Raw genomic sequence first — 25,614 nt, 5'->3', positions numbered from 1 at the left:
TGATGGAGGAAACGACACACAGGAGGAATTCGCATGGAATTCACTACCTACGAAGTTGCGTACCGCTTGGGCGTCTCTGAAGAGACCGTGCGCCGCTGGATCCGCACGGGACTTTTGCCGGCGGTTGATCAAGGTGGGAAGTATCTGATCAAGGATGAGGATTTGCAATCGTTTTTGCGCCGTCGCGGAACGCCGGCCGGGCGCGCGATGAATTGGCTTGCCACCGTCAGTTCTGCAGGTGTGCGCGCAGCGGCTCCGGGTATCGCATTTGCCGCAAACAACATCGTTACGAGCGCTGCGCTCTCCGGGCTTCGCCTGTACAAGGTTCTGGCGGGCGATGAGGCGGTTTCTTCTGATGAGATGTCCCATTTGCTCGATGAGATCGACAAGAGTGCGGCATCCCTGCGGGAAAACCTGTTGACCCTTGAAGAACAGCGGAAAAAAGTTGAAGAAAGCCTTGCGGAACTGGACGAAATCAAGCAGCGTTTGCTTCAAAAAAATCGTGAGTCAGGCAGTGCGACATCCTCGACGTGAAGATAGGCGCTTTTGATTCCGTCAGGTGTCTTGCACGCCTGTGAGGGAGTCGATGGTTTGCACGTCAGTTTTTTGATTGTCGCGGGTTTGGTGGTAAGCGGCCTGATCGCCGGGTTTTTTGATTCGATCGTGGGCGGCAGTGGCGTCATCACGCTGCCCGCGCTGCTCTGGGCCGGACTTCCTCCTTATGCGGCGCTCGGTACGAACAAGCTCGCAGGTACGTTTGCTTCATCGACGAGCACGTTTACCTATATGCGCTCTGGTCGCATCCACTGGTCGCTGATCTTTGGCATGATTCCATTCACGCTCGCAGGTGCGTGGCTCGGGGCGACCACCGTCTTACACGTCAACCAGCGCTATTTGCAGTTGACCATTTTTTTCGCAATCGTTGCCATCGCCATCCTTACGCTTTTGCGGCGCTCCCTCGGTCAAGTCAACGCGTTTGCGGGTGTGACGGCGGGCGTTCGGATCAGTTCCATCATCGCCGCGTTTGCGCTCGGCTTTTACGACGGTTTCATCGGTCCTGGCACGGGTTCTTTTCTTCTCTTCCTATTTCTAAGCGCATATCGGTTCGATTTCGTTCTTGCGGCGGGCAACGGTCGTATTCTCAATTTCGCGAGCAACATCGCGGCGCTTCTCTATTTTGCCTTGCACGGCGAGGTCGCGCTCTTGGAAGGGCTGCCGATGGGCGTCGCGATGATGATCGGCGCACGCGTTGGCTCGAAGATGGCCGTCAAGCGCGGTGTACCGTTTATTCGTCCACTCTTTGTTGTCGTTTCACTTATTCTTGCCATCAAAATGGGGATCACTGTCTTTCATTGACGATTTGTCGTTCCCCGTATAAGCTAAGAAAAATTGCGCGTGACGGTTAGGCTTGGATATGAGTAATGCAGGAAGTGAGGGAGCCATGGGAGAGTCAGAGAGAGAGCACGAGAGAAAACAAACCAATCACCCCGCAGTGACTGAAGCAGTAAGCGCGCAGCAGCGTGAATCCCTTTTGGCGCGCATTGAGCGCGAGGTGTTGATCGCCGATGGCGCAATGGCGACGCAGCTCTATCAGATGGGGACCCCCGTCGGGATTTGCTATGAAGCGCTCTGTCTTGAGCGACCGAACGCGGTGACTGCGGTCCACAAGTCCTATCTTGAAGCGGGCGCCTCACTTCTTGAAACAAACACTTTTGGCGCGAATGCACATGGCCTGGCGCGCTACGGACTAGAGGGTAAAGTAGTCGAGATCAACCGTGCGGCTGTGCGCCTCGCGCGTCAAGTTGCGGGAGAGCAGGCCTATGTGGCAGGGACTGTCGGCTCTGTGCGCGGTGTGCGCCCGGCGGGACCAGTTCGCGCGGAACTCGAGGCGATTTATCGCGAACAGATTGAGGCGCTGCTCACAGAGGCGCCTGATGCACTACTTTTTGAAACGTTTTACGATCTGGATGAATTGGAGATCGCGCTTGATGTTGCGCGATCACTTACCGTTCTTCCGTCGATTGCGCAATTGTCTCTGATCGATCTCGGTGTGACACGCGATGGCGTGGCGCTGTCCGATGCATTTGCACGGCTTTATGATCACGGCGCGTCGATCGTGGGGCTGAATTGCCGCTTCGGTCCATCCGATATGTTGCGCGTGCTGGAAAAGGCCAACCTGCGCGCGACCGACCGTATCTCTGTGTTTCCCAATGCCGGACTGCTCAGTGTCACAGATGGCGCGTATCACTATGCGTCAGAACCTGAATACTTTGGTGAGATCGCTCAGTCCTTTCACGCGATGGGAGTGCGCATCATCGGTGGCTGTTGCGGGACGACGCCTGATCACATTCGGGCGATGGCAAACGCTGTTGCAGGACGGGCGCCAGCCCCTGTTAAAGCCGGGGGTAATGCGGCGCGAGAAGGGACTGACGCGCGTCGCCCGCGCGTGGCGGAGCGGAGCGTTTTGCACAGCGACGATGCCAGTGCAGGAGAATTGGTGCACGAGAAGGCGCGGCACACCCATACGGTGATCGTTGAACTCGATCCGCCGAAAGACCTCTCGCCCAATGTATTTCTTGAAGGCGCGCGCGCCTTGCATGCGGCGGGCGCCGACGCAGTGACGCTTGCAGACAATTCACTTGCAGTCACGAGAATGAGCAATATGGCGCTTGGCGCGATGATGAAGCAGATGGGCGTTGAGCCACTCCTTCACATGTCGTGCCGCGACCGCAATTTGATTGGTCAACAATCTCATCTCATGGGACTGCACGCGCTCGGAATTCGCCAGGTGTTGGCAATCACGGGAGATCCGTCGCGCTTTGGCGATTTTCCAGGGGCCACGTCCGTGTTTGATGTGTCTTCCTTTGATTTGATCAGGATGATCAAGCAACTGAACGACGGGCGTTCGTTTACCGGACGGGCGCTTGATGAGTGCGCGCGGTTTACCGTCGGTGCGGCGTTCAATCCGCATGTTCGCCATCTCGACAAGGCGATTCGCCGCCTTGAGCGAAAAGTCGAGGCGGGTGCGGATTTTATCATGACACAGCCGATCTATGATCCGGAATTTTTTGATGTCCTCGCAGATCTGACCTCGCATGTGAATGTGCCCATCTTCGTCGGGATCATGCCCTTGTTAAGCGCGCGCAACGCGGAGTTTTTGCATAATGAGGTGCCCGGGATTACACTGACCGACGACGTGCGAAAGAGGATGGCTGAGGCGGGAACAGGTGCACACGCACGGAGCGTTGGTGTCGAGATCGCGCGTGAATTGGTGGATGCCGCCATGAAACGGTTTCGCGGCATCTATCTCATTACGCCGATGATGCGTTATGAGATGACGGTCGGTCTTGTAGAGCACGTCGCACGCACTGCGCGCAACATGGATCAGGCAGGTTCGACGCCCGCTTAAAAGGACGTTTTTGATGCATGCGTTTTTGGAGGGATGCGCGATCGATGAAATAAGTTTGGCGATTATACGGTTTTTGCAGCAGGATGGAAGGATGTCAAACACTGAGATCGCTCATCGCCTGGAGATCTCGGAGGGCACGGTGCGTGCGCGCATCAATAAACTGATCAGCGATGGGGTGTTGCACATTGTCGCGGCGGTCGACCCTGTCAAAGTGGGCAAAAAAGCGCTCGCCATCATAGGGCTTCAGACATCGCTTCCAGAGCGCGAGCGTGTGGCGGAAAAATTGTCCGCCTTCCCCGAGATTCGCTTTATGGCGTATACCACTGGGAATTACGATATTATTCTTGAAGTGTACGCAGAGTCAAATGAGCAGTTACTGGAATTTGTCAATCAGAACTTGTCCACGATTGAAGGAATCCAAAAGGCAGAGCTCTCGCTTCAATTAAAAATTGTCCGCGATTCGTATACGTGGCTATAAGGTTTTTATTGAGAATCACTGCCACGTTTCATTGATTGATCGTAACTGTCCTACTAAATTGTAAAGCCCGCGCTGAGGTGGGCTTTTTTTCTATTTGTGCTGTTGTATAATAGATGCTGACGTAATACAAGGGGGAGCGCCGTTGTTAACAAAGCACGATCAGATCTTGCAACATATTGAAGGACTCCCGGTCGGATACAGAATCTCAGTGCGACAGATTGCGAAACAGTTAGGTGTAAGTGAAGGAACAGCTTATCGCGCGATTAAGGAAGCGGAAGGACAGGGCATGGTGTCCACGATTGAGCGTGTGGGGACTGTGCGCATTGAGCGAAAGCAGCGCAGGGATATTGACCGCCTCACGTTTGCAGAAGTGGTCAACATCGTTGACGGCTCGGTACTCGGCGGGCGCGGCGGTCTACACAAGACACTCCACAAATTCGTCATTGGCGCGATGGAACTTGAGGCGATGATGAAGTATGTGGAGTCAGGGTCTTTGATGATTGTGGGAAACCGCCAGGAGGTGCATGTTGCGGCGCTTGAAATGGGTGCGGCGGTTCTTGTCACGGGAGGATTTACGGTAAGCGCCCGCGTGACCGAACTGGCAGACCGTCTCGAACTTCCAGTCATCTCTTCGACGTACGACACCTTTTCGGTCGCCTCCATGATCAATCGGGCGATCTATGATCGGCTCATTAAAAAAGACATCTTGCTTGTCGAGGATATTCTCGGAAGCCAAGTACCATCTGTGCTCTATGATACACAAACGGTAGGAGACTATCGCGAATTGGTCGGCGCAACTGGCCACTCGCGCTTTCCTGTCCTTCGCGAAGACGGCAAACTGACAGGTGTGATCGCGGCAAAAGATGTGTACGGGCAAGATCCCGTCACGCTGATTGCGCGTGTGATGACCCGCCAGCCGATCTCGGTGACACCAAAGACGTCTGTCGCCTCGGCTGCCCATCTCATGGTGTGGGAGGGGCTGGAGCTGCTTCCGGTCATTGAGTTTCGCCGATTGGTCGGCGTCATCAGTCGCCAGGATGTCATTCGCGCGCTGCAATATAATCAAAAGCAGCCGCAGATGGGCGAGACGCTGGAGGATGTCGTGCTCAGCCGTTTTTCTGAGACGTATGAAGAGCAGACACTCTCACTCGCAGGTGAGGTGACACCGCAAATGTCGACGACGCACGGGGGGCTCTCTCCGGGTGCGTTTATGACAATCGTCGGTGAAGCTGGCATGAACGTTTTGCGCAGACACCGCGATACGAACATGTTGATCGAAAATGCGACACTGTATTTTCTTAAGCCTGTACAGATCGATCAGCGTGTTGAGGCGCGCGCGCGTGTGGTGGATGTTGGGCGCAAGATGGGAAAAGTGGATGTTGAACTCTTTCGCCAGAGCGACTGGTGGGAAAAGCGCTTTTGACCATTCAAATGTTGGAGCGGTGATCGACAGCATTCGCGTCGCAAATTAAAGTGATCGGATCTTTGGCGCAAACAGCGGGTGGTTATCCCGAAATATCGGCGCGGTCGTCGATATTTTTTCTCGCAGACGGTGGCGCGAGAGAGTCAAGTCACTGTCTATTGCGGTTTTGAAAGAAACGGAGACGAAAGACCGATGATTCATCTGCGAACGTACAGTGAATACAGCCTTCTCTACAGCGCCGCGCGCGCCAAAGAGTTAGGCGCGTTTGCATTTTCACAAGGAATGTCGGCGCTAGGGGTGGTCGATCGATTTCAACTTTTTGGACTTCCCACGGTCGCGCGCGAACTTTCGGAGCAAAACGTGCGTCCGCTGCTTGGCCTGACGGTGCGTGTCGCGCCGACGCTAGACGAACGTGACCGCCGTCGCGTTTTTATGCAGACGCGCGAAGTGAGCGTGTTTGCACAATCGGATGAGGGTTACCGTCAACTCATGCAGCTCGCCACCGCTGCCTCTTTTGATCCGCTTGACTTAAAACGCATTACGGAGCAGACGCTGTTTGAACACGCCCGCGGTCTGATCGGTTTGACGGGAGATCGCGAAGGGCCCGTGGAAATGGCGCTTTCGCAAAATGATGAACGAGAGGCACTGCGCAGTCTTGCGGCTTACGTCGAGGCGTTTGGCCGGGATGCGGTTTATCTTGAGATGGCAAGATGTGGACAGGCTGATGAGCGCGAGCGCGGCGAGCGACTGCGGGTGCTTGCGCGAAAGACAAAACTGCCGATGGTTGGGACAAGCCCAGTGCGACACATGGCCCCGCCTGACATTCGCCTGATCGACGTGCTGGCAGGCGTTGAACAAGGTGTCACACTCGCAGAGGCTGCGTCGCTGCGCCCGCGCGGTGCAAGCTTTCATTTTCGCACGCGCGATGAGATGGCGGCGCTTTTCGCAGATTGCCCGGAAGCGCTCGCGATGACCGTAGAGGTGGCGGAGCGCTGTCAGGCAAAGATTCCGGCACAGTCCTTCGCGATGCCGCGTTACGCCTTGCCGGAGCGGATGACCGAGGCGCAGGCACTTGAGAAGCTGGCGCTCGATCGCCTGCCGCGCCGTGTTGCACACCCTACCGATGCGTATAGGGAGCGGCTTCACTATGAGCTTGCGGTGATTGAACGAATGGGGTTCTCGGGATATTTTCTCATCGTCTGGGACTTCATGCGCTATGCCCGACGGCAGGGCATCACGACAGGGCCGGGTCGTGGATCGGCGGCTGGCAGTCTGGTCTCTTACGTGCTGTCAATTACAGATGTGGACCCGCTTTTGCACGATCTGTTGTTTGAACGCTTTTTGAATCCGGAGCGCGTTTCATGGCCCGATATTGACATCGACTTTGAAACGGAGCGTCGCCACGAGGTGGTCGCATATGTCGCGTCGACATACGGGTTCGATCATGTCGCGCACATTGGGACACTCGGGACATTTGCGTCGCGCGCCGCCGTGCGCGATGTTGCGCGCGTGCTTGGTATCGCTGCAGGTGCGCTAAAACCACTGCTTGACGCACTGCCTACCGGGCCTGGCATGACACTTGCTGACGCGCTGCGAGAAGACAAGGCACTTGCGCAGCGCGTCGCGCACGATCCGACGATGCAGCGTGTGGTGCAGTTGGCACTCGGCATCGAAGGCCTGCCGCGCCACGCATCGATTCACGCGGCAGGCGTCGTCATCTCGCCGCGGCCGCTGACTGATCTTGTGCCGCTTATGGCCGGGGCGGACGAGGTGCGTGTCACGCAGTATGCAATGGAAGATGTTGAGGCGTTGGGGCTTTTGAAGATGGATTTTCTCGGACTAAAGACGTTGACACTGTGCGACCGCACCATTTCTCATATCTACGATGTGCGCGGTGAGCGCGTGCGCGTCGAGGATCTTACACTGAATGACGCGGCGATCGAGTTGCTATCACAAGGGGATACGGATGGCTGTTTCCAACTCGAATCGCCGGGTGTCAAGCACGTATTGCGGGAGATGAAACCGCGCGACATGGAGGATCTGATCGCTGTCATCTCCTTGTATCGGCCTGGGCCGATGGAACAAATCCCCACTTTTTTGCGTGCTCGCAGCGGGGCGGTTCCGCCAATTTACGAGGTTCCGGAACTGGAGCCGATCCTGCGGCCGACGTTTGGCATCCTCGTCTATCAAGAGCAGATCATGCAGATCGCATCGCGCCTTGCCGGATTTTCATTGGGCGAAGCCGATGTGCTGCGGCGCGCGGTATCAAAGAAAAAAAGGGACGTCCTTGATGAGTGGCGGGGACGGTTTTTGGAAGGGTGCGCGTCTAAAGGCGTTCCGGCGCTTCGCGCAGAAAGGGTGTACGACCTGATTGTTCGCTTTGCGGACTATGGGTTCAATCGCTCACACGCGGCCGCCTATGCGGTGCTCGCAGTGCGCACAGCCGCGCTTAAGGCGAATTATCGCCCGGAGTTCATGTCAGCGCTCATGAATGAGCAGATTGCAAATCCGGAAAAACTGGCACATTACGCGAGCGCGTGTCGGCGCGCGGGAATTGAGGTTTTGCCGCCTGACATTAACCAAAGTGGCGAGGCGTGCAAACCGGAGCGCACACCGTCTGGGGATGTCGCGATTCGATTGAGTCTTGAAGCGATCAAGTACGTGGGAAATGCGGCTGTGCGCCACCTGCTTGATTTGCGTGAAGCGGGGGCGTTTTCATCGGTGCGCGATCTGCTTTTGCGAGCAGATAGCCGTGTGTTGACGAGGCGGGTGGTCGAGAGTTTGGTGCAGGCTGGCGCGCTTGATGCGCTCGGTGGGAGAAATGCGATGCTGTCCGAGGCAAAGCGGTGGTTTGATGAGCGAGAACTTCCGAGCGCACGCGCAAAGACGAGGCATGCAAAGCGGGGGTCAGAGTCGGCGCTCTCCCTTTTTGATGAGGATGTGCGCGAGGCGCTGCGCGATAATCCCGCTGAGGCTGCTGTTGAAAAGGTCGCTTCGAATGAGCCGGTCGCGCCTGAACTTCCAGAGCAGCGTGACGCGTGGGAGCGTGAGTTGATTGGATTTGTCGTCAGTCGCGACCCATTTGCAGAACTGCGCACGCTGCGCGAAGCTGCACAGTTCCCTGATCTCGCCCAGGCAAAGGAGTGTGCTAAAACACAGCTGACGGACGTGGTGGCGCGTCTTTTTCATGTGCGTCAGACAAAGACGCGGCGCGGCGAACCGATGGCCTTTTTGCAGGTGGAGGATGAATCGGACCGCATGGAGATCGTTTTGTTTCCGTCGCTGTTTAAAACGCTCAGGGAAGAGCCGATCAGTGGCAGAATCTGCTATATACAGATCCGCAAAGACGCGCGCTCTTCAGGTCTTGTCGCACTGCGCTTTTCGTACAGTGCACCGGATGGCGCAGTAGCACGCCCCGCTCGCCCTCCCGCACTGCAGACGGAGCATCAGACGGAGCATCAGACGGAGCATCAGACGGAGCATCAGACGGAGCATCAGACGGAGCATCAGACGGAGCATGCCAGAAAGCACCCTGGCACAAAAACAAAGCTGCCAGGTGCGTCCGCGCCTTCGATGAAATGTCTCTGGCTTCGCATCGACCAGGAACTGGATCAATCCATTGAAAGCTTGCGCGCGCTGCGCGCGATTCTTGTGCGCCACCCGGGGGACATCCCTGTGATTCTTAGCTATCCCGCAGGTCCAAATCGGTTGCTGGAATCGGTTCGCGTCAACCTCTCAAAGGCATTGGCGCGTGAATTGCTTACACTTTTACCAAAGGATGCGATCCGTGTAACAGATGAATTATTGATAAAAAAATGACATCTTTCAGAAGCGTGCTATAATAGCTTCACAATTTTATACGAAAGCGTTTGCGGGCGTGGACGTTGTGAGAGGGTGGACAGGAAATGGCGTTGCGGGATGACGCGCTGAAGTTGCACAAGGATGCGGTGGGGAAGATTGCGCTCTCCCCGAAAGTCAAAGTGGTTACAAAAGAAGACTTAAGTCTGGCCTATTCACCCGGAGTAGCAGAGCCTTGCAAAGAGATTCACCGCGATCCTGAGCGCGTGTACGATTATACGTCGAAATCGAATCTTGTCGCGGTCGTCAGCAATGGAACGGCCGTGTTGGGACTTGGCGATATCGGCCCGGCTGCCGCCATGCCCGTCATGGAAGGGAAATCGGTGTTGTTCAAAGCGTTTGCGGGGGTGGACGCTTGGCCGCTTTGCATTGATGCGCAGACGATCGAAGAGGTCGTTGCGTTTGTAAAGTCGGTCGCGCCAACCTTTGGCGGGATCAACCTGGAAGATATTGCGGCGCCAGACTGCTTTGAGATTGAAGAGCGCCTAAAGGCAGAACTCGATATCCCAGTCTTTCACGATGATCAGCACGGCACGGCGATCGTTACGATGGCGGCGGTGCTAAACGCTCTGAAGGTGGCTTTAAAGCGGCTGGAAGAAGTGCGTATCGTCGTCAGCGGCGCGGGGGCAGCGGGAATTGCCACAGTCAACCTTCTTTTGTCAGCCGGGGCAAAGCATGTCGTCATGTGTGACACCAAAGGCGCGATTTATGAGGGGCGCGGGGATCTAAATGCACTGAAGCAAAAAATTGCGGCAGTGACCAACCCGGAGCGGATCGCGGGAGATTTGGCGCGCGCCCTAGAAGGCGCCGATCTATTCATCGGTGTGTCTGCGGCAAACGCGGTTACTAAGGAAATGGTACGCTCGATGAACCGCGATCCGATCCTCTTTGCGATGGCGAATCCGGACCCGGAGATCACGCCGGCTGACGCGCGCGAGGCGGGTGCGTTGGTGATTGGCACGGGGCGCTCGGATTATCCGAATCAAGTCAACAATGTGTTGGCGTTTCCGGGAATGTTTCGCGGGGCGCTCGACACCCGCGCGAAGGAAATCAATGAGGCTATGAAAGTGGCCGCGGCGCACGCGATTGCGAATCTGGTGACGGCGGATGAGTTGTCAGCCGATTATGTGATCCCGCGTCCGTTTGATCCGCGTGTGGCGCCGGCCGTGGCGCAGGCGGTAGCCGAAGCGGCACTTGCGACAGGTGTTGCGCGGATTCGCGTCGAACCGTCAGAGATTGCTGAGCGCACGCGGCTTTTGTCGAGCATTCGCTAGGCTTTCTTTCTTGCACGTCTTCTTTTTGCCGTGGTAAGATGAACGATGAGATAGGGTAGCGAGGTGATGCGCAATGTGGACGGTGATTTATATCGCCCATACGTTGCGCCTTGCTGAGCAGATCCAGAGCCGCTTGACGACAGAAGGTTTTCTTGTGAAGCTGCGCGCGGCGAACGGTTTGCAACAGCAGTATGAGATCCTCGTCCCGGAGACGGAATTGGAAGACGTGCGAGATACGCTTCGTGAGATTTTGCACTCTTCTTTGCTCGGATAGAGTCATGATGAGTCCATGAAGCGTCTGCGCCGAATGAAGCGTTGATGATGAGGTGACCTGTTGTTAAAGGATTTGTTTCCTAAGAAAAGAAAGTTTGCGACCATTTCACCAAACCAGAGCGCTAAGGATCGGGTTCCGGAAGGACTCATGAATAAGTGCAAACGGTGCGGTGAAATTCTTCTTTCGCGGGAATTGGAGAAAAACGTAAAGACGTGTCCGCACTGTGGGTATCATTTCTCTATGACGGCTCCAGAACGCATTGACGCCACGCTTGACGAAGGGAGTTTCGTTGAGTTTGACGCGCACTTGCTGACTGGAGATCCTCTTTCTTTTCCTGATTATCCTGAGAAAGTTCAAAAAGCGCGTGAAATGTCAGGGCTTGACGAGGCGATCTTGTCTGGCTATGGAACCATTGCTGGATACCCGCTCTACATCGCTGTCATGGATTTTCGTTTTATCATGGGGAGCATGGGGTCGGTTGTCGGGGAGCGTCTCGCCCGAACGGTCGAGCGGGCGACAGATGATGGGGTACCTGTTGTCATTTTTACAGTTTCTGGCGGGGCGCGCATGCAGGAAGGGATTTTTTCGCTCATGCAGATGGCAAAGGTTTCCGCTGCACTGCGTCGTCACGCGGATGCGGGGCAACTGTACATTGCAGTTTGCACAAACCCGACGACAGGTGGCGTGACGGCCAGTTTTGCGATGCAGGGCGATCTGAACCTTGCGGAACCGGGAGCGATGATCGGGTTTGCGGGCAGGCGGATTATTGAATCGACCATTCGCCAACAACTCCCGGAAGAGTTTCAGACGGCAGAGTTTTTACTCGAACACGGCATGTTGGATGAAGTTGTGCACCGCAAAGATATGAAACCGTATTTGGCGACTGTTCTTTCGATGCATTCGAAACGGGGTGAACCGAATGGCCACAGATCTGCCTTTTGAGAAACCGCTTGTCGAACTTCGCTTGAAGATTGACGAACTAAAGCGTTTTACGGAAGAAAAAGGGATCGATATGAGCGAAGAGGTAGCGACGCTCGAAGCCAAGGCAAAGACGCTCGCAGAGTCGATCTACCGCGATTTAAAGCCGTGGCAGAAAGTGCAGATTGCGCGTCATCCGGAGCGCCCCACTGCGCTTGATTATATTCGTGCGATGTGTGACGACTTTATTGAGTTGCATGGTGACCGAAACTTTCGCGATGATCCGGCGATGGTCGGCGGGGTGGGTGTATTTCGAGGGCGCCCTGTTACGCTGATTGGAACGCAAAAAGGCAAAGATACAAAAGATAACATCCACCGCAATTTTGGAATGGCCCACCCCGAGGGCTATCGCAAGGCGCTTCGCTTAATGAAACAGGCGGAAAAGTTTCGACGTCCTGTCTTCACGTTTATCGATACGGCAGGTGCTTATCCAGGCGCCGGAGCGGAAGAGCGCGGGCAGGGCGAGGCCATCGCGCGCAACCTCATAGAAATGGCTGGATTGCGCGTTCCTGTGATTTGCGTTGTGACGGGTGAAGGCGGAAGCGGCGGCGCACTCGGACTTGGCGTCGCGGATGAAATTTTGATGTTTGAGCACGCGTATTACTCGGTGATCTCTCCTGAAAGTGCGGCGGCGCTACTTTGGAAAGATGCAACGCAAGGACAGCGCGCGGCGGATACGATGTGTATTACGGCACAGGATTTAAAGGGTTTTGGGATTGTCGATCAGATCGTCCCCGAACCGTTCGGCGGTGTGCAGCGCGATCGCGTTGAAGCGGCACGCGTTCTTGGCGACGCGTTTGCGCAAGCTCTTGATCGACTGGATGCGCTGGGGATTGATGCGATTCTTGCGCGTCGGTATGAGAAGTATCGCAAGATCGGGAACTATCGCGAAATAATCGATGAGCTTCCGAAACATTCTGTCGCGATGCAGGAATCGTGACGTTCGCGTAGAATCCTTTTCATAAGGATTGGGCGAACGTCCGATTTCTTCATGCTAAGTGGGACGTATTTAGTCCCGCGTGGACGCAATGCGTCTTAACGGGTGTAGATTGACCGATCAGGCACTCGTGTATCCCGGTAAATGAAAACTCTGAGTGATCATGGAATGAGCATGGGGGTTTGCTACGTGGGAAGTGCTGGCCAAGACAAGATTGAAAAGATTGCAGTCCTTACAAGTGGTGGCGATTCGCCTGGGATGAATGCGGCGATTCGCGCCGTCGTGCGCAAAGGGCTATACCATGGACTTGAGGTGATCGGCATCAAACACGGCTATGCCGGTTTGATGCGCGGTGAAATGGAAGTGATGGATCTTGGCTCCGTTGCGGATATTATTCAGCGAGGCGGCACGAAACTTTACACCGCTCGCTGTGAGGAGTTCAAGACACCATTAGGTCAGGCGCAAGGGGCTGCGCGTTTGCGCGAGTGGGGGATTGACGCACTTGTCGTCATCGGCGGCGATGGTTCCTTTCGCGGGGCGCGCGCCCTCTCGGCGCTCGGCATAAAAACCGTGGGGATTCCCGGTACAATCGACAACGATATACCTTGCACGGACTATACGATTGGCTTTGATACGGCTGTCAATACGGTCATTGAAGCGATTGACAAAATCCGCGACACGGCAACTTCTCATGAACGCACCTATGTAATTGAAGTGATGGGTCGAAATGCCGGGGATATCGCGATGATCGCGGGGCTTGCGGGAGGAGCGGAATCCATTTTGATTCCTGAGGCGCCCTTTCAATTGCCAGAGGTCTTGCAGCGGTTGCAACACGGCGTTGAGCGGGGCAAGCGGCACAGCATCATCCTGGTCGCGGAAGGGGTTGGCCACGGCATGAAAATTGGCGAGCAGATCTCTGAGGCGACAGGGTGGGAGGTGCGCGTGACAGTTCTTGGACATCTCCAGCGCGGCGGATCGCCGACGGCCTTTGATCGAACACTCGCGTCGCGCATGGGCGCGTTTGCGATTGATCTTCTCTTGCAGGGGACGACGAGTGTCATGATAGGTGTGCGCGGTCAACAACTTGTACCTGTGGATATTGAAGAAGCGCTGCGCACGCCGCGGACGTTTGACATGTCACTCTATGAACTCGCAGGCATACTATCCATTTAACCTGAGGAGGAAGTGAACCTATGAGAAAAAGCAAGATTGTATGTACGATGGGGCCGGCCTCGAGCCAGCTGGAGACGCTCCGCCAATTGATTCGTGCTGGAATGGACGTTGCGCGCCTGAATTTTTCACACGGGACGCATGAGGACCATCGACGTGTCATCGAGACGGTGCGCGAAGCCGCGCGTCTTGAAGGCAAGGCGATCGGGATCATGCTTGATATTAAAGGACCGAAGATTCGCACAGGGCTCATTGAGGGAGACGAAGTTGAACTTACCGACGGTGAGTCGATCATCTTGACCACTGATGCGGTTCTTGGCACGAAGCAGCGTGTCTCTATCAGCTATGAAGGATTGCCGGAAGATGTCACTGTAGGCTCTGTGATCCGCATTGATGACGGCTTGATCGGTCTGCGCGTGGAAAAGGTTGTCGGCAATGACATCCACTGTGTGATCACAAATGGAGGAACGCTTAAAAATCGCAAAGGGATCAATGCGCCGGGTGTTCGCCTGCGTTTGCCCGGTGTGACGGAAAAAGACATTGAAGATATCAAGTTTGGCATTGAGCAAGGCGTCGACATTATTGCGGCGTCTTTTGTGCGCAAAGCGGCCGATGTCTTGGAGATCCGTGAATTGCTGGAAAACCACCACGTCAAGATGGATATCATCTCAAAGATTGAGGCGCAAGAGGGCATCGATTGCATTGACGAGATTCTCGCGGTGTCTGACGGCCTCATGGTGGCGCGCGGCGATCTCGGCGTTGAGATTCCCACAGAAGAAGTCCCGATTGTGCAAAAACAGTTGATTGAGCTTTGCAATCGCGCGGGAAAGGTTGTCATCACGGCGACGCAGATGCTTGACTCCATGCAGCGCAATCCGCGACCGACGCGCGCAGAGGCGACGGATATCGCAAACGCGATTTTTGACGGGTCTGACGCGATTATGCTCAGCGGCGAGACGGCGGCTGGTCGCTATCCGATTGAGTCGGTGCGTACGATGGCCGAAATCGCAGAGCGGGCTGAGCGGGCGATTCTTGAGCGCGTCGTGATGGGTCGTCATCGCGATATGGTTGAAAATACACAGACGGATGCGATCAGCTCCGCGGTGCAGCGAATTGCCGATGAGTTGCAAGCCAAGGCGGTGATTACTTCGACGGAGTAGGATTCACTGCGCGAATGATCGCTAAACATCGTCCGTGCTGCACGATCGTCGCGGTGACACCGTATGCGGCGGTGGCGCGACGTCTGGCGCTTTGTTATGGGGTTTACCCGGTGCTTGTGAAAAAGACGCATACGACGGATGAAATGCTTTCTGTTGCAGTCGACGGAGCGCTTGCATCAGGCTATGTCCAGAGTGGCGATCTCGTCGTCATTACGGCAGGCGTCCCGGTCGGTGAGACGGGGACGACCAATCTGTTGAAGATTCACACGATCGGAGATTCGATCGGCAAAGGAGTTGGCGTTGGGACGCGGAGTCTGGTTGGCCGCGCGGTTGTCGCAACAAATGTGAGCGACGCCTTGGCGCGTGTGGAAGACGGTGATATTCTGGTGACAGTGGCGACGGATCGCGACTTTATGCCGGCACTTCAGAAGGCGGGCGCGCTTGTGACAGAAGACGGTGGTGTCACATCGCATGCCGCAGTTGTGGGGCTCTCGCTCGGGATTCCTGTCATCGTTGGCCTCGCGGGCGCGACGCGCCTTGTAAAAGATGGCGAGACAGTGACGGTCGACGCCATTCGCGGACTTCTTTACCGCGGAAAGACACACGTCCTCTAGAAGCGTGTGTGAATGATACAAACCTTGTGACAAGAGTGGGGATTGTAAGATGACCAGAAAAAGTGTCACAACGGTTCGCGTTCGCTATGCAGAGACGGATCAGATGGGTGTGGCTTGGCACGGCAATTACATTGCGTGGTTTGAGGCGGGGCGCACCGACTGGATTCGTGCGACGGGACACTCTTATCGCCAGCTTGAAGAAGAGGGTGTGCTGCTCCCCGTCTTGCGCGTCGAAGCGGAGTATTTGAAGGCCACACGCTATGATGATGTGCTGATGATTGAGACAAAGCTCGCTGGCTATGATGGGGTGCGAGTGTCGTTTGATTATGTTGTTCGAGATGCGGATGGTCAGTGCATGGCAAAAGGCATGACGGAGCATGCGTTTGTCTCGAAGTCGATGAAACCGATGCGTTTGCCGCGCCATCGACCCGATCTTCACGAAGTGTTTCTACGTGGACGGGAAGCGTGATCGAACCGATGAATCACGCTACGTCCACGCCGCGCTTTGCCTATGCCCTCCTTCTTCTTGCGATTTTCTCCGTCTCCTTTGCGGCTATACTCATCAAACTCACAAACGCGCCGGCAGAAGTTACGGCGTTTTATCGCATGGGCATTACCGCGCTTGTCCTTGCGCCATTTGCCGTGCGCGGGCTGCGCGCAAAACTCCGCCAGTTGACTCGCGGCGATTGGGGTTTGCTTGTCATCAGTGGTACATGTCTCGCAGTGCACTTCATTTTTTGGATTGGTTCGCTCTTTTACACGTCCGTCGCGAGTTCAACCCTCTTTTTATCGCTGCAACCGATTTTTGCGATGATAGGCAGCTTTGTATTTTTTCGCGAAAAAACACGCGTATCTGCATGGTTCTACGCGTGCATCGCGGTTCTTGGCACAGCGCTTATCGGCTGGCATGACCTTCACGTCGGAGGCCGCGCGGCGTATGGCGACATGCTGTCGATTCTAGGGACAATTGCGGTGGTTGGGTATATGCTTGCAGGCCAACGCTTGCGCCAAAAACTTTCGTTTCTTCACTACAGCTTTCTCGTGTATTGCATCTGTACCCTCATTCTTCTTGTTTATAGCGTTGCGCGAGGCGATCATCTCAGTGGATACGCAAGCTCAGATGTTCGCGCGTTCGTTCTGCTCGCCGTCATACCGACGATTTTTGGCCATACCATGTTCAATTTCCTCTTGCGCTTTTTTAAAGCGCCGACGATTGCGATGACCATTGTGGGGGAGCCGCTCATTGCGACGGCGCTCGCGTTTTTCTTTTTTGGAACCACCGTCCATGCGGTTTGGTTTGTCGGGGCGGCGCTCGCCGTTTTTGGCATCCTTCAGTTCATGCGAAACACATTCCAGTCTAAATCGCCAGAAATCACGCCTTCTGGAATTGACCTTGAGATGTAGCGCGCTTTATGGACCAATGCAGTCAGCAACTGTCTTACCGTATTGATTTGGCTGTATTGCAATCTTTGTCGTGAATCTACGTTCGACAACTGAGTGTGAGTGTTTGCCAAACTTGTGTGGCAAACACTCTTATTTTTGTCAAAAAGCCTTGCTATACACCTAGTTGTATGATGTTTTAGCGAGAAATTGTCGAGTGGGGCTGTCGAATTTCCCGGGAAATTGTCACGTGGAAATATCAAAGGACAAGCCGTCATGGAAACTGTTTGATGATTGGAAAGAACCTGTGCTATGATGGGAAGGTAGCGTATTCATGGGTGCTTTTTTAGAAAGGGGCTAGTCCAGTGTCTCTCTTCAAGCAACTCGAAATACCGAAACAAGGCGAAAAGATTTTCATGCAATCATCCGGTTTACACGTGCCTGATCACCCGATTGTTCCGTTTATCGAAGGTGATGGGACGGGGCGCGATATTTGGCGGGCATCTGTTCGCGTCCTTGACGCGGCGGTTGAAAAGTTATATGGCGGAAAACGAAAAATTGAATGGTTCGAAGTGTACGCTGGGGAAAAAGCGTTCAAGCAGTTTGGAGAATGGCTGCCTGACGACACCCTTGTCGCGCTTCGCGAATACTTGGTCAGCATTAAGGGTCCACTCACCACACCGATTGGCGGCGGAATTCGCAGTTTGAACGTCGCGCTTCGTCAGGAGTTGGACCTTTACGTTTGTCTGCGTCCCGTACGTCATTTTGCAGGTGTGCCTTCTCCTGTGAAGCGGCCGGATCTCGTTGACATGGTGATCTTTCGCGAGAATTCAGAGGATATCTATGCAGGAATCGAGTGGGCGGCGGGTACACCTGAAGCGCAGAAGGTGATCCGCTTCTTGCAAGATGAGATGGGAGTCAAGAAGATTCGCTTTCCGGAAACGTCGGCGATTGGTATCAAACCGATCTCTAAAGAGGGGACGGACCGGCTGATTCGCTCGGCGATCGAGTATGCGATTGCGCATCAACGCAAGTCGGTCACGATTGTCCACAAAGGGAACATTATGAAATTTACAGAGGGCGGCTTTAAAAACTGGGGTTATGAGCTGGCTGAGCGCGAGTTTTCTGATCGCGTATTTACGTGGGCGCAATATGACCGCATTAAGGCGGACCAAGGGGCAACGGCTGCCGATCAAGCACAAAAGGATGCGGAGGCGGCAGGAAAGATTGTCGTAAAGGATACGATCGCGGACATTTTCTTGCAGCAGATTTTGACGCGCCCGGCGGAGTTTGACGTGGTTGCGACGATGAACTTGAATGGCGACTACATCTCGGACGCGCTGGCCGCGCAAGTCGGCGGGATCGGCATTGCGCCCGGCGCAAACATTAACTATGTCACAGGTCACGCCGTTTTTGAGGCGACACACGGCACTGCGCCGAAGTACGCCGATCTTGACAAAGTGAATCCGGGATCGGTTATTCTCTCCGGTGTGATGATGCTTGAACATCTGGGCTGGCAGGAGGCGGCAGACGCGATTGTCGCGTCGCTGCAAAAGACGATTAACCAAAAGATCGTTACGTATGACTTTGCGCGTTTGATGGAAGGCGCGACCGAAGTGAAAACATCCGAGTTTGCGGATGCCTTGATCAAGAATTTGTAAGCAACGCGTCGCGTCGTCTGTGCGATACGCGTTTTCGTGAGAGCGTCCCGAAAAGGGGCGCTTTCTACTTTTTTCCGGCGCTTGATCGCGAAGGATCCTCAGGCAATCGTGTGAGGTACGTGGTACAATCATGGTCAATGAGAGGTTCGGATGCGGGGTTTCAGGACCTTCGCAAAGAGAGGGTTGACCGTGAATGATCGATGGATTCAAGCGTCCCAAGCTGCTTCTGATTGATGGAAACAGCGTGCTCTACCGCGCGTTTTTTGCTGTGCCCCTGTTGTCGAATTCACAGGGTGCCTATACAAATGCTGTCTATGGGTTCGCTCAGATGATCTTGAACGTATTGAACCAGGAAAAACCGACGCATATCGCGGTGGCGTTTGACAAAGGGAAAGCGACGTTTCGTCACCAGATCTATGAAGCGTATAAAGGGAAGCGCGCGAAGACGCCGCCAGAACTCAGCGGCCAGTTTGAGATGGCGCGGATGTTGCTCGATCAGTTTCGCATGCGCTATCTTGAGGCGGAGGATTATGAAGCGGACGACTTGATTGGCACACTTGCGCGTGTCGGAGAAGAAGCTGATTTTGATGTGATGATTGTGACAGGTGACAAGGATTTGCTACAACTTGTCTCTGAGCGCGTGACGACATGCCTTACGAAAAAAGGGACAACCGATTTGACGCGCTATGACCCTGCGGGTGTGCGCGAGCGGTTTTCGCTTGACCCTCTGCAAGTGATCGATCTGAAGGGTTTGATGGGGGATGCGTCGGATAATATTCCAGGCGTACCTGGCGTCGGCGAGAAAACGGCGATCAAGCTATTGGATGAATATGGAAGCGTTGAAGCGGTGCTTGATCACATTGATGAGATAAGCGGTGCAAAGTTAAAAGAACGGTTGCGCGAGCATTGTGAACTTGCGTTGCTTTCAAAGCGCTTGGCAACCATTGAGCGTGATGTGCCGCTCACGCTGACGCTTGATGATCTCCGGTTTGCGGGGTTTGCGCTGGAGGATGTCACGGCGGCGTTTCGCACGCTTGAGTTTAAGTCGCTGCTTACGCGCGTGAGAGACTGGCAAGGTATCCTGCAAGAGACGACGCAGGTGGGTGGACAGCACTCTTTGTTCGCGGGAGATGACACCTTATCGACGGATGCACACACGTATCGAGAGGGTGGTGCGCCTTCTGCGGTTGATGAGAGGGCAAAGGAAATCGAGCAAATACGGGAGGATGTGCGCATCGCGTCACTTGATGAACTCTCGGAAGTCATCGCGTCGTTTGAGGGGCCGATCGCGATTCTTGCGGACGGGTTGCGGCGCTATCACACGGATCGGCTTGCAGGCGTTGCGCTTGCCACGGCTGACCGCGCTGTGTATGTGAAAATCATGGCGAGTGAGTCATCGGAACGGTCAGTGAGTGAGCCGCCTGTCGATGGGATGGCCGTCGATCGGACGCTTGATCAAGGGGGGGCGCTACCCCATCGAGAGACGGATGATTCCAGTGTCGGTGCAGGCGCTTTGGCTTTGCAGCAAAACGCGTTTGCGCGACAGCTTGCGCCGCTGATTGAACTGCTTTGCGACGAGACGCGGGAGAAGATCGTGTTCGATGCAAAAGCGTGGCGTGTCGCACTTCACGCCCACGGCGTAGAGGCGGCATCTGCACGCCCTTTTGCGCATGCGCTTGATGCGCTTCTTGGCACGTATTTGCTGCGTGCCTCTGAAGGGGCTCCAGAACTCGCCGACGCGATTCTCTATGCGATCCCTGAGGCCCCGATTCCAGAGTCGCTCTACGCAGCGCGCGAACAGAGCGGAGAGCCGTATCAGATTGGGCTTGCGCTTTGGGCGCAGTGGCTTTCCCGCGCGCGCGAGGCGATGATCGAACAGTTGAAGTCGAAAAATCTCTGGTCGCTCTACGAGGATGTTGAGGTTCCACTCTCTTACGTGCTTGCGGATATGGAGATTTACGGCGTAAAAATCGACGCGTCGCGCTTAAAGGCGATTGGCGCGGAGCTTGCGATTGAGATTGAGCAACTGACGAATCGAATCTATGAACTCGCAGGAACGGAGTTTAACATCAACTCCACGAAACAACTCGGAGAAATTCTTTTTGAGAGGATGGGACTGCCACCTGTCAAAAAGACGAAAACGGGCTATTCGACGAGCGCCGACGTGCTTGAGAAGCTCGCACCGCAAAGCGAGATGGTCACGGAGATTTTGCGTTACCGCATGCTGACAAAACTCCAGTCAACCTACATTGAGGGCTTGCTTCGCGAGATCCGATGGCCATCGTCGCGGATCCACACCTCGTTTCATCAGGCGAAAACGGCGACGGGTCGCCTCTCCAGTGAAGAACCGAATCTGCAGAACATCCCGATCCGCATGGAGGAGGGACGGCGTTTACGCCACGCGTTTGTTCCGTCGCAGGACGGATGGAAGATGGTGGCGGCTGACTACTCTCAGGTGGAGCTTCGCATCATGGCCCACTTGTCGCGTGATGAGGCGCTTGTCGACGCATTTATGACGGGGGTGGACGTTCACACGCGCACCGCGAGTCAAGTGTTCGATGTGCCGGAGTCAGAAGTGACATCGCTGATGCGCAGACAGGCGAAAGCGGTCAACTTTGGCATCATCTATGGCATCAGCGATTTTGGACTCTCGCAGAACCTGAACATCTCTCGCGCACAGGCGGGCGCATTCATTGAACAGTATTTCGCGAAGTTTCCGGGTGTGCGTAGCTATATGGACCAGGCTGTCAAATTTGCCAAAGAGCACGGCTATACGGAGACGGTGCTCGGACGGCGGCGCGATTTGCCAGGGATTCACAGCCGCAACTTTAATGAGCGAAGCTTTGCGGAGAGGACGGCGATGAACACGCCGATCCAGGGAACGGCGGCAGACATGATCAAAGTGGCGATGATCCGTTTGGCGGAACGGCTGCGCGCCGATGGGCTTGAGGCGCGGATGCTTTTGCAGGTGCACGACGAGTTGATCGTCGAGTGCCCTGCGCGTGAAGTGGAGATGGTTTCGCTTCACATGGCGGAGGCGATGGAGCAGGCAATTGAACTCAGTGTGCCGCTGCGCGTCGATCTGCACGTTGGCGACACGTGGTACGATGCGAAGTAAAAGGGTTGGGCGGATGGAAAGAGGTGATCAATCATGCCTGAACTGCCAGAAGTGGAGACAGTGCGCAAAGGTCTTGACTCGCTTCTTGCGGGTCGCGTCATACGCGCTGCTCGTGTGCATCTTCCACGCATTGTGCGCCAGCCTGATATGGATACGTTCTGTGCGCTTCTGCGGGAGCGGTGCATTGAGCGTGTGCGGCGGCGCGGCAAGTATCTGCTGATTGATCTCGGGGAGTGGACGCTTGTTTCTCATCTGCGGATGGAGGGGCGCTATGGGGTCTTTGCGGCTGATGAGGACGTCGCGCCGCACACGCATGTGCGCTTTATACTTGACCGCGGGGAGGAGTTGCGTTATCGGGATGTGCGCCAGTTTGGCACGATGGATCTTTTGCCAACGGCGCAGCTTGCGTCTCATCGCGGGCTTGCGGCACTCGGGCCTGAGCCACTCGCCGCCGAGTTTGATGAAATGGTGCTTGAAGAAAAGCTGCAGTCGCGTTCGGGCCCGATCAAGGGCGTGCTTTTGGATCAGTCGGTGGTGGCTGGGATCGGAAATATCTATGCGGATGAGATTCTCTTTGCGGCAAGGGTTCATCCGGAACGGGTGGCGCAGCGTCTCACCCGCAGACAGGTGCGTGAGCTGGTGTACGCCACCAAACGAATTTTAGCCGCTTCCATTGAGCAGGGCGGGAGTTCTGTCAAATCCTATGTGGATGGATTTGGCGAGCAAGGCCGCTTTCAGTATGCGCTGCATGTTTACGGACGGGAGGGATTGCCTTGCGCTTGCTGTGGCAATCCCGTACGTAAGGGTCGTGTGGCAGGGCGCGGAACGCATGTTTGCGTCGTTTGCCAAACACCGCCGCGCGGCGCGCAAATCACATCTTGAACGGGTTCGGAGTGAGCGATTTTGTTGGTGGGACTAACGGGTGGGATCGCTACAGGAAAAAGCACGGTTTCGGCGCTTCTTGGCGCGCGTGGAATCCCGGTTCTTGACGCGGATCACATTGCGCGGGAGGTTGTCTTGCCAGGAACAAAGACCTTGCAGGCGCTTGTCGATGCATTTGGCGATGGAATTCTAACGCAAGATGGGATGCTTGATCGCGCGGCGCTCGGACGCTTTGTGTTTCACGACGCGACAGCCAGAGAGCGGGTGAATGCGATCATGCATCCGGCGATTCGCTCGCTTATGGTCACACGCGCACGCGCGCTTGAGGCGGGGAATCGCTCACGCGTGATTATTCTTGACGTGCCGTTATTGTTTGAAGGGGAAATGCATAGAGTAGTCGATGTGACAGTGCTTGTCTATGCGAGTCGCCCGCAACAACTGCAGCGACTGATGAAACGCAATCAGCTAACGGATTCAGAGGCGAATGCACGCATTGACGCCCAGATGAGCACGGAACAAAAGCGCCGCATGGCCACGATCATTGTCGAGAATGACGGTTCGCTCTCTGGACTTCAAGCGCGCGTGGATCGCCTATGTGATGTCCTCGCAGAATTTGCGCGGGAGGTTTTGGCGGATGAACAGAATGCCGCGCGTGTCGTGGGCAGTTTGCGCGCGGAAGATGGAGTGAATGCTGCTCAGGTGGAAGAAGCCCAGTTGGGTGATGTGTCGCAACCCGGTATGAATGTGGCGCGCGCGGCGCGTTCTCAGGTGGTGATCTCATGAGGTTTTCTGGCGCGCCTTCGCGCAGGGATGACGCTCCATCCAGTACGCATGATCGTCGTGTAAGGCGAACGGGTCGCTTTCGCGCGCGCTTGATTCGAACGGGTCAATCTCCGCAGGGAGGGAAAGCCTTGAAACGTTTGCGATGGGCGCGCATGCGTGTCGTGCTTTCGGCGCTCTTGCTCGCGGGGTTGATTGACCTAGTGTTTCAACCAACCTTTCTCCAGTTTGTCTATCCTATTTCTTATCAACCAATCATCGAACGCGAGGCTACCTTGGCGAAGGTTGATCCAAATCTCGTCGCGGCAATCACGCGTGTGGAGAGCCATTTTCGGGAGGATGACATCTCGCACGCCGGTGCGGTGGGGCTTATGCAATTGTTGCCGGGAACCGCGTCGTGGATAGCGGTGCAGATCGGGATGCCTCGGCCGACCGCGCTGCAACTCGCCCAACCTTCGATCAATATTCGGCTGGGCTCGTGGTATATTAGCTATCTTCTAAAGATGTTTCACGGCCGCTTGCCAGAAGCGATTGCCGCTTACAATGCCGGACCGAACCGGGTAAGCGGATGGCTGCAATCGAATGTGTGGTCCGGTGACGAGGTCTCCATTGAGGACATTCCAGTGCTCGAAACGCGTCACTTTGTCGCGCGCGTATTATACACGTACCGCCTGTTTCATCAACTCTACACGTGAGGAGACTGCGGCTCTGTCGAGCAATCGGCCTCTACTGGTTGGCGACAAGGCATGTGGCAGATGGTCGAAATGGGTACAGCGTGTACTGTGATGAGGGATCAAAGCGACGACGTTTCATCATCATTGTGGCATGCCGTGATCGCGATGACAGGTGTGAAAGACTCTGACAAAACGGACGGCTTTCTTCGCAAATGAAATCGGTGATGTCTCTTGCAATGATGAACGAGCTATGCTATATTAACTTCGTTGACCTCATAAGGGGAATGCAACAATCATGTCGGGATGGCGGAATTGGCAGACGCGCACGTTTGAGGGGCGTGTGGGGTAACCCGTGCGGGTTCAAGTCCCGCTCTCGACACCAAAAGAGTCTGGAACACCGCATTGTAGCAGGGTTTTTGAGCCTTTGGGTTCAAAAACCCTGCTACCATTTTATAGGGGAATTTTACCTCAAATTTTGCGGGAACGTGTGGGCATACACGTCCGTAAAAGTGCGGGCAAATGGGCCGGAGTCCCCCACACGTCTCGGAAAAGGAGACGTGTGGGTCATGGCGAAACGGAGAAAAAATACGGTTGATTTTGTGGAAGAGGTGACTGTGCCGGAAGAGCGGGTCATCTCCTTGGCGGATGCGAAGGTGCAGTTTTTGCGCGATATCCGAGGATTGGCGAAACAGACGCAACGCTGGCACAAGGAGAACCTGAATGCCCTGGAAAAAGTTTTAGGTATGCAGGGCGTGACGATTGAGGATTGCCGAAAACTCACCGTTCCGTTTCTGAAGGAGCATTTTGTATTCTACATGCTTGAGGAACTCGGCCTGAAGGTGAACACCATCAATGGGCGCATCCGGTCCGTTCGGGGGCTCATTCAATTCCTGCATAGGGAAAGTTACCTGCCCCGTGATTACAGCGCCGACTTGCCGGTCCTCAAAGCAGAGAAAGTGATCATTCAGACGTTTTCCGAAGATGAAATTTCGCGATTGCTCCGTCAACCTGATCAGACCACCTTCACGGGTTTGCGCGATTACACGATGATGCTCTTGCTGCTGGAGACCGGAATTCGAATCAGCGAACTGGTTGGCATTCAGTTGTCAGATGTTCACATCCGAGACGGAAACATTCTGGTTCATGGGAAAGGGTCGAAGCAAAGGCTGGTGCCCATCCAAAGTAAAATGCGACAAGTTTTGCAGAAATACATTCGGGAGCGCGGGAATGCTCTGACGGATGCATTGTTCGTGACCATCGACGAAGAACCCATCGCTATCGGAACCACACAAAAACTGATCAAACAGTATGGGGAACAGGCGCGAATCACGAATGTTCGGGTGTCGCCACACACGTTTCGCCACACCATGGCGAAATATTACATTCTTGCGGGTGGAGACATTTTTTCACTTCAAAGAATCCTCGGGCATAGCAGTATGGAGACGGTGCGAATTTACGTGGAGATGTTCTCACATGACGTGAATTTGCAACACAGCAAGTATAGTTTTGTAGAACACCGGCTCAGTTGAACGAGTTTCCGGCCA

At 55.0% G+C, this 25,614-nt stretch carries 19 protein-coding genes, 1 tRNA gene and 1 pseudogene; all 21 read left to right on the top strand.

Annotation, left to right across the window (positions count from 1 at the left end):
- The first annotated feature begins 33 nt into the window (after positions 1-33).
- The 21 genes and pseudogenes from ATW55_RS01855 to ATW55_RS01755 all read left to right on the top strand — a co-directional run bounded on the left by ATW55_RS01855 (position 34) and on the right by ATW55_RS01755 (position 25,599).
- A complete protein-coding gene (locus ATW55_RS01855) occupies positions 34-534 on the top strand; it encodes a helix-turn-helix domain-containing protein (protein WP_067711463.1) in 501 nt (166 codons plus the stop codon).
- Between the two features lie 57 nt (positions 535-591).
- On the top strand, positions 592-1,356 hold the full coding sequence (locus ATW55_RS01850) for a TSUP family transporter (RefSeq protein WP_067711460.1): 765 nt from the start codon (positions 592-594) through the stop codon (positions 1,354-1,356).
- Between the two features lie 85 nt (positions 1,357-1,441).
- Positions 1,442-3,409, top strand: a complete 1,968-nt coding sequence (locus ATW55_RS01845) for a bifunctional homocysteine S-methyltransferase/methylenetetrahydrofolate reductase (protein WP_082685446.1) — start codon at positions 1,442-1,444, stop codon at positions 3,407-3,409.
- A 13-nt stretch (positions 3,410-3,422) separates the two neighbouring features.
- On the top strand, positions 3,423-3,887 hold the full coding sequence (locus tag ATW55_RS01840) for an Lrp/AsnC family transcriptional regulator (protein ID WP_067711457.1): 465 nt from the start codon (positions 3,423-3,425) through the stop codon (positions 3,885-3,887).
- Between the two features lie 142 nt (positions 3,888-4,029).
- Positions 4,030-5,310 (top strand): DRTGG domain-containing protein, encoded by a 1,281-nt coding sequence (locus ATW55_RS01835; RefSeq protein WP_336433206.1) that lies wholly within the window; start codon positions 4,030-4,032, stop codon positions 5,308-5,310.
- Between the two features lie 192 nt (positions 5,311-5,502).
- Positions 5,503-9,129, top strand: coding sequence for a DNA polymerase III subunit alpha (gene dnaE, locus ATW55_RS01830; protein ID WP_153004975.1), 3,627 nt, complete (start codon positions 5,503-5,505; stop codon positions 9,127-9,129).
- An 86-nt stretch (positions 9,130-9,215) separates the two neighbouring features.
- Positions 9,216-10,442, top strand: coding sequence for an NAD(P)-dependent malic enzyme (locus ATW55_RS01825; RefSeq protein WP_067711451.1), 1,227 nt, complete (start codon positions 9,216-9,218; stop codon positions 10,440-10,442).
- A gap of 73 nt (positions 10,443-10,515) precedes the next feature.
- Positions 10,516-10,716 (top strand): glutamate decarboxylase, encoded by a 201-nt coding sequence (locus ATW55_RS01820; protein WP_067711448.1) that lies wholly within the window; start codon positions 10,516-10,518, stop codon positions 10,714-10,716.
- A 60-nt stretch (positions 10,717-10,776) separates the two neighbouring features.
- Positions 10,777-11,658 (top strand): acetyl-CoA carboxylase, carboxyltransferase subunit beta, encoded by an 882-nt coding sequence (gene accD / locus ATW55_RS01815; RefSeq protein WP_067711446.1) that lies wholly within the window; start codon positions 10,777-10,779, stop codon positions 11,656-11,658.
- Positions 11,636-12,634 carry an acetyl-CoA carboxylase carboxyltransferase subunit alpha gene (locus ATW55_RS01810; RefSeq protein ID WP_067711443.1) on the top strand — a complete coding sequence of 333 codons (999 nt, stop codon included), beginning with the start codon at positions 11,636-11,638 and terminating at the stop codon, positions 12,632-12,634. Before accD ends, ATW55_RS01810 begins: the two co-directional genes overlap by 23 nt.
- A gap of 210 nt (positions 12,635-12,844) precedes the next feature.
- Positions 12,845-13,804 (top strand): 6-phosphofructokinase, encoded by a 960-nt coding sequence (gene pfkA, locus ATW55_RS01805; RefSeq protein WP_067711839.1) that lies wholly within the window; start codon positions 12,845-12,847, stop codon positions 13,802-13,804.
- Positions 13,805-13,824: 20 nt separating this feature from the next.
- Positions 13,825-15,575, top strand: a pseudogene (gene pyk / locus ATW55_RS01800) (pyruvate kinase).
- A gap of 49 nt (positions 15,576-15,624) precedes the next feature.
- On the top strand, positions 15,625-16,044 hold the full coding sequence (locus tag ATW55_RS01795; protein ID WP_067711441.1) for an acyl-CoA thioesterase: 420 nt from the start codon (positions 15,625-15,627) through the stop codon (positions 16,042-16,044).
- Positions 16,041-16,979: a DMT family transporter gene (locus ATW55_RS01790; RefSeq protein WP_067711438.1), complete on the top strand. Its 939-nt coding sequence runs from the start codon at positions 16,041-16,043 to the stop codon at positions 16,977-16,979. Before ATW55_RS01795 ends, ATW55_RS01790 begins: the two co-directional genes overlap by 4 nt.
- Positions 16,980-17,344: 365 nt before the next feature.
- A complete protein-coding gene (icd, locus tag ATW55_RS01785; RefSeq protein ID WP_423742943.1) occupies positions 17,345-18,616 on the top strand; it encodes an NADP-dependent isocitrate dehydrogenase in 1,272 nt (423 codons plus the stop codon).
- 193 nt (positions 18,617-18,809) lie between these two features.
- Positions 18,810-21,734 (top strand): DNA polymerase I, encoded by a 2,925-nt coding sequence (gene polA, locus ATW55_RS01780; RefSeq protein ID WP_067711435.1) that lies wholly within the window; start codon positions 18,810-18,812, stop codon positions 21,732-21,734.
- Positions 21,735-21,767: 33 nt separating this feature from the next.
- On the top strand, positions 21,768-22,616 hold the full coding sequence (mutM, locus tag ATW55_RS01775; protein WP_067711426.1) for a bifunctional DNA-formamidopyrimidine glycosylase/DNA-(apurinic or apyrimidinic site) lyase: 849 nt from the start codon (positions 21,768-21,770) through the stop codon (positions 22,614-22,616).
- A gap of 27 nt (positions 22,617-22,643) precedes the next feature.
- Positions 22,644-23,399, top strand: coding sequence for a dephospho-CoA kinase (coaE, locus tag ATW55_RS01770; protein WP_235586962.1), 756 nt, complete (start codon positions 22,644-22,646; stop codon positions 23,397-23,399).
- Entirely contained in the window at positions 23,396-24,091 is a 696-nt protein-coding gene (locus ATW55_RS01765; protein WP_235586951.1) for a lytic transglycosylase domain-containing protein, read from the top strand. The genes coaE and ATW55_RS01765 overlap by 4 nt, the downstream gene beginning before the upstream one ends.
- Before the next feature lie 276 nt (positions 24,092-24,367).
- A tRNA-Leu gene (locus ATW55_RS01760) sits at positions 24,368-24,452 on the top strand.
- 184 nt (positions 24,453-24,636) lie between these two features.
- The gene (locus ATW55_RS01755) at positions 24,637-25,599 is read left to right on the top strand and encodes a tyrosine-type recombinase/integrase (RefSeq protein WP_067711420.1); all 963 of its coding nucleotides are present in this window, start codon (positions 24,637-24,639) and stop codon (positions 25,597-25,599) included.
- Positions 25,600-25,614 lie beyond the last annotated feature (15 nt).

The organism is Ferroacidibacillus organovorans (assembly GCF_001516615.1).
Taxonomy (GTDB): Bacteria; Bacillota; Bacilli; order Alicyclobacillales; family SLC66; genus Ferroacidibacillus; species Ferroacidibacillus ferrooxidans_B.
Note: the sequence above shows the minus strand (reverse complement) of the source record. Positions and strands in the feature narration are given on the sequence as shown.

Coding starts and splice junctions, on each gene's coding strand:
- ATW55_RS01855 (WP_067711463.1), top strand. CDS start 34: ATGGAATTCACTACCTACGAAGTTGCGTACCGCTTGGGCGTCTCTGAA.
- ATW55_RS01845 (WP_082685446.1), top strand. CDS start 1,442: ATGGGAGAGTCAGAGAGAGAGCACGAGAGAAAACAAACCAATCACCCC.
- ATW55_RS01840 (WP_067711457.1), top strand. CDS start 3,423: ATGCATGCGTTTTTGGAGGGATGCGCGATCGATGAAATAAGTTTGGCG.
- dnaE (WP_153004975.1), top strand. CDS start 5,503: ATGATTCATCTGCGAACGTACAGTGAATACAGCCTTCTCTACAGCGCC.
- ATW55_RS01825 (WP_067711451.1), top strand. CDS start 9,216: ATGGCGTTGCGGGATGACGCGCTGAAGTTGCACAAGGATGCGGTGGGG.
- ATW55_RS01820 (WP_067711448.1), top strand. CDS start 10,516: ATGTGGACGGTGATTTATATCGCCCATACGTTGCGCCTTGCTGAGCAG.
- ATW55_RS01810 (WP_067711443.1), top strand. CDS start 11,636: ATGGCCACAGATCTGCCTTTTGAGAAACCGCTTGTCGAACTTCGCTTG.
- ATW55_RS01795 (WP_067711441.1), top strand. CDS start 15,625: ATGACCAGAAAAAGTGTCACAACGGTTCGCGTTCGCTATGCAGAGACG.
- polA (WP_067711435.1), top strand. CDS start 18,810: ATGATCGATGGATTCAAGCGTCCCAAGCTGCTTCTGATTGATGGAAAC.
- mutM (WP_067711426.1), top strand. CDS start 21,768: ATGCCTGAACTGCCAGAAGTGGAGACAGTGCGCAAAGGTCTTGACTCG.
- ATW55_RS01765 (WP_235586951.1), top strand. CDS start 23,396: ATGAGGTTTTCTGGCGCGCCTTCGCGCAGGGATGACGCTCCATCCAGT.
- ATW55_RS01755 (WP_067711420.1), top strand. CDS start 24,637: ATGGCGAAACGGAGAAAAAATACGGTTGATTTTGTGGAAGAGGTGACT.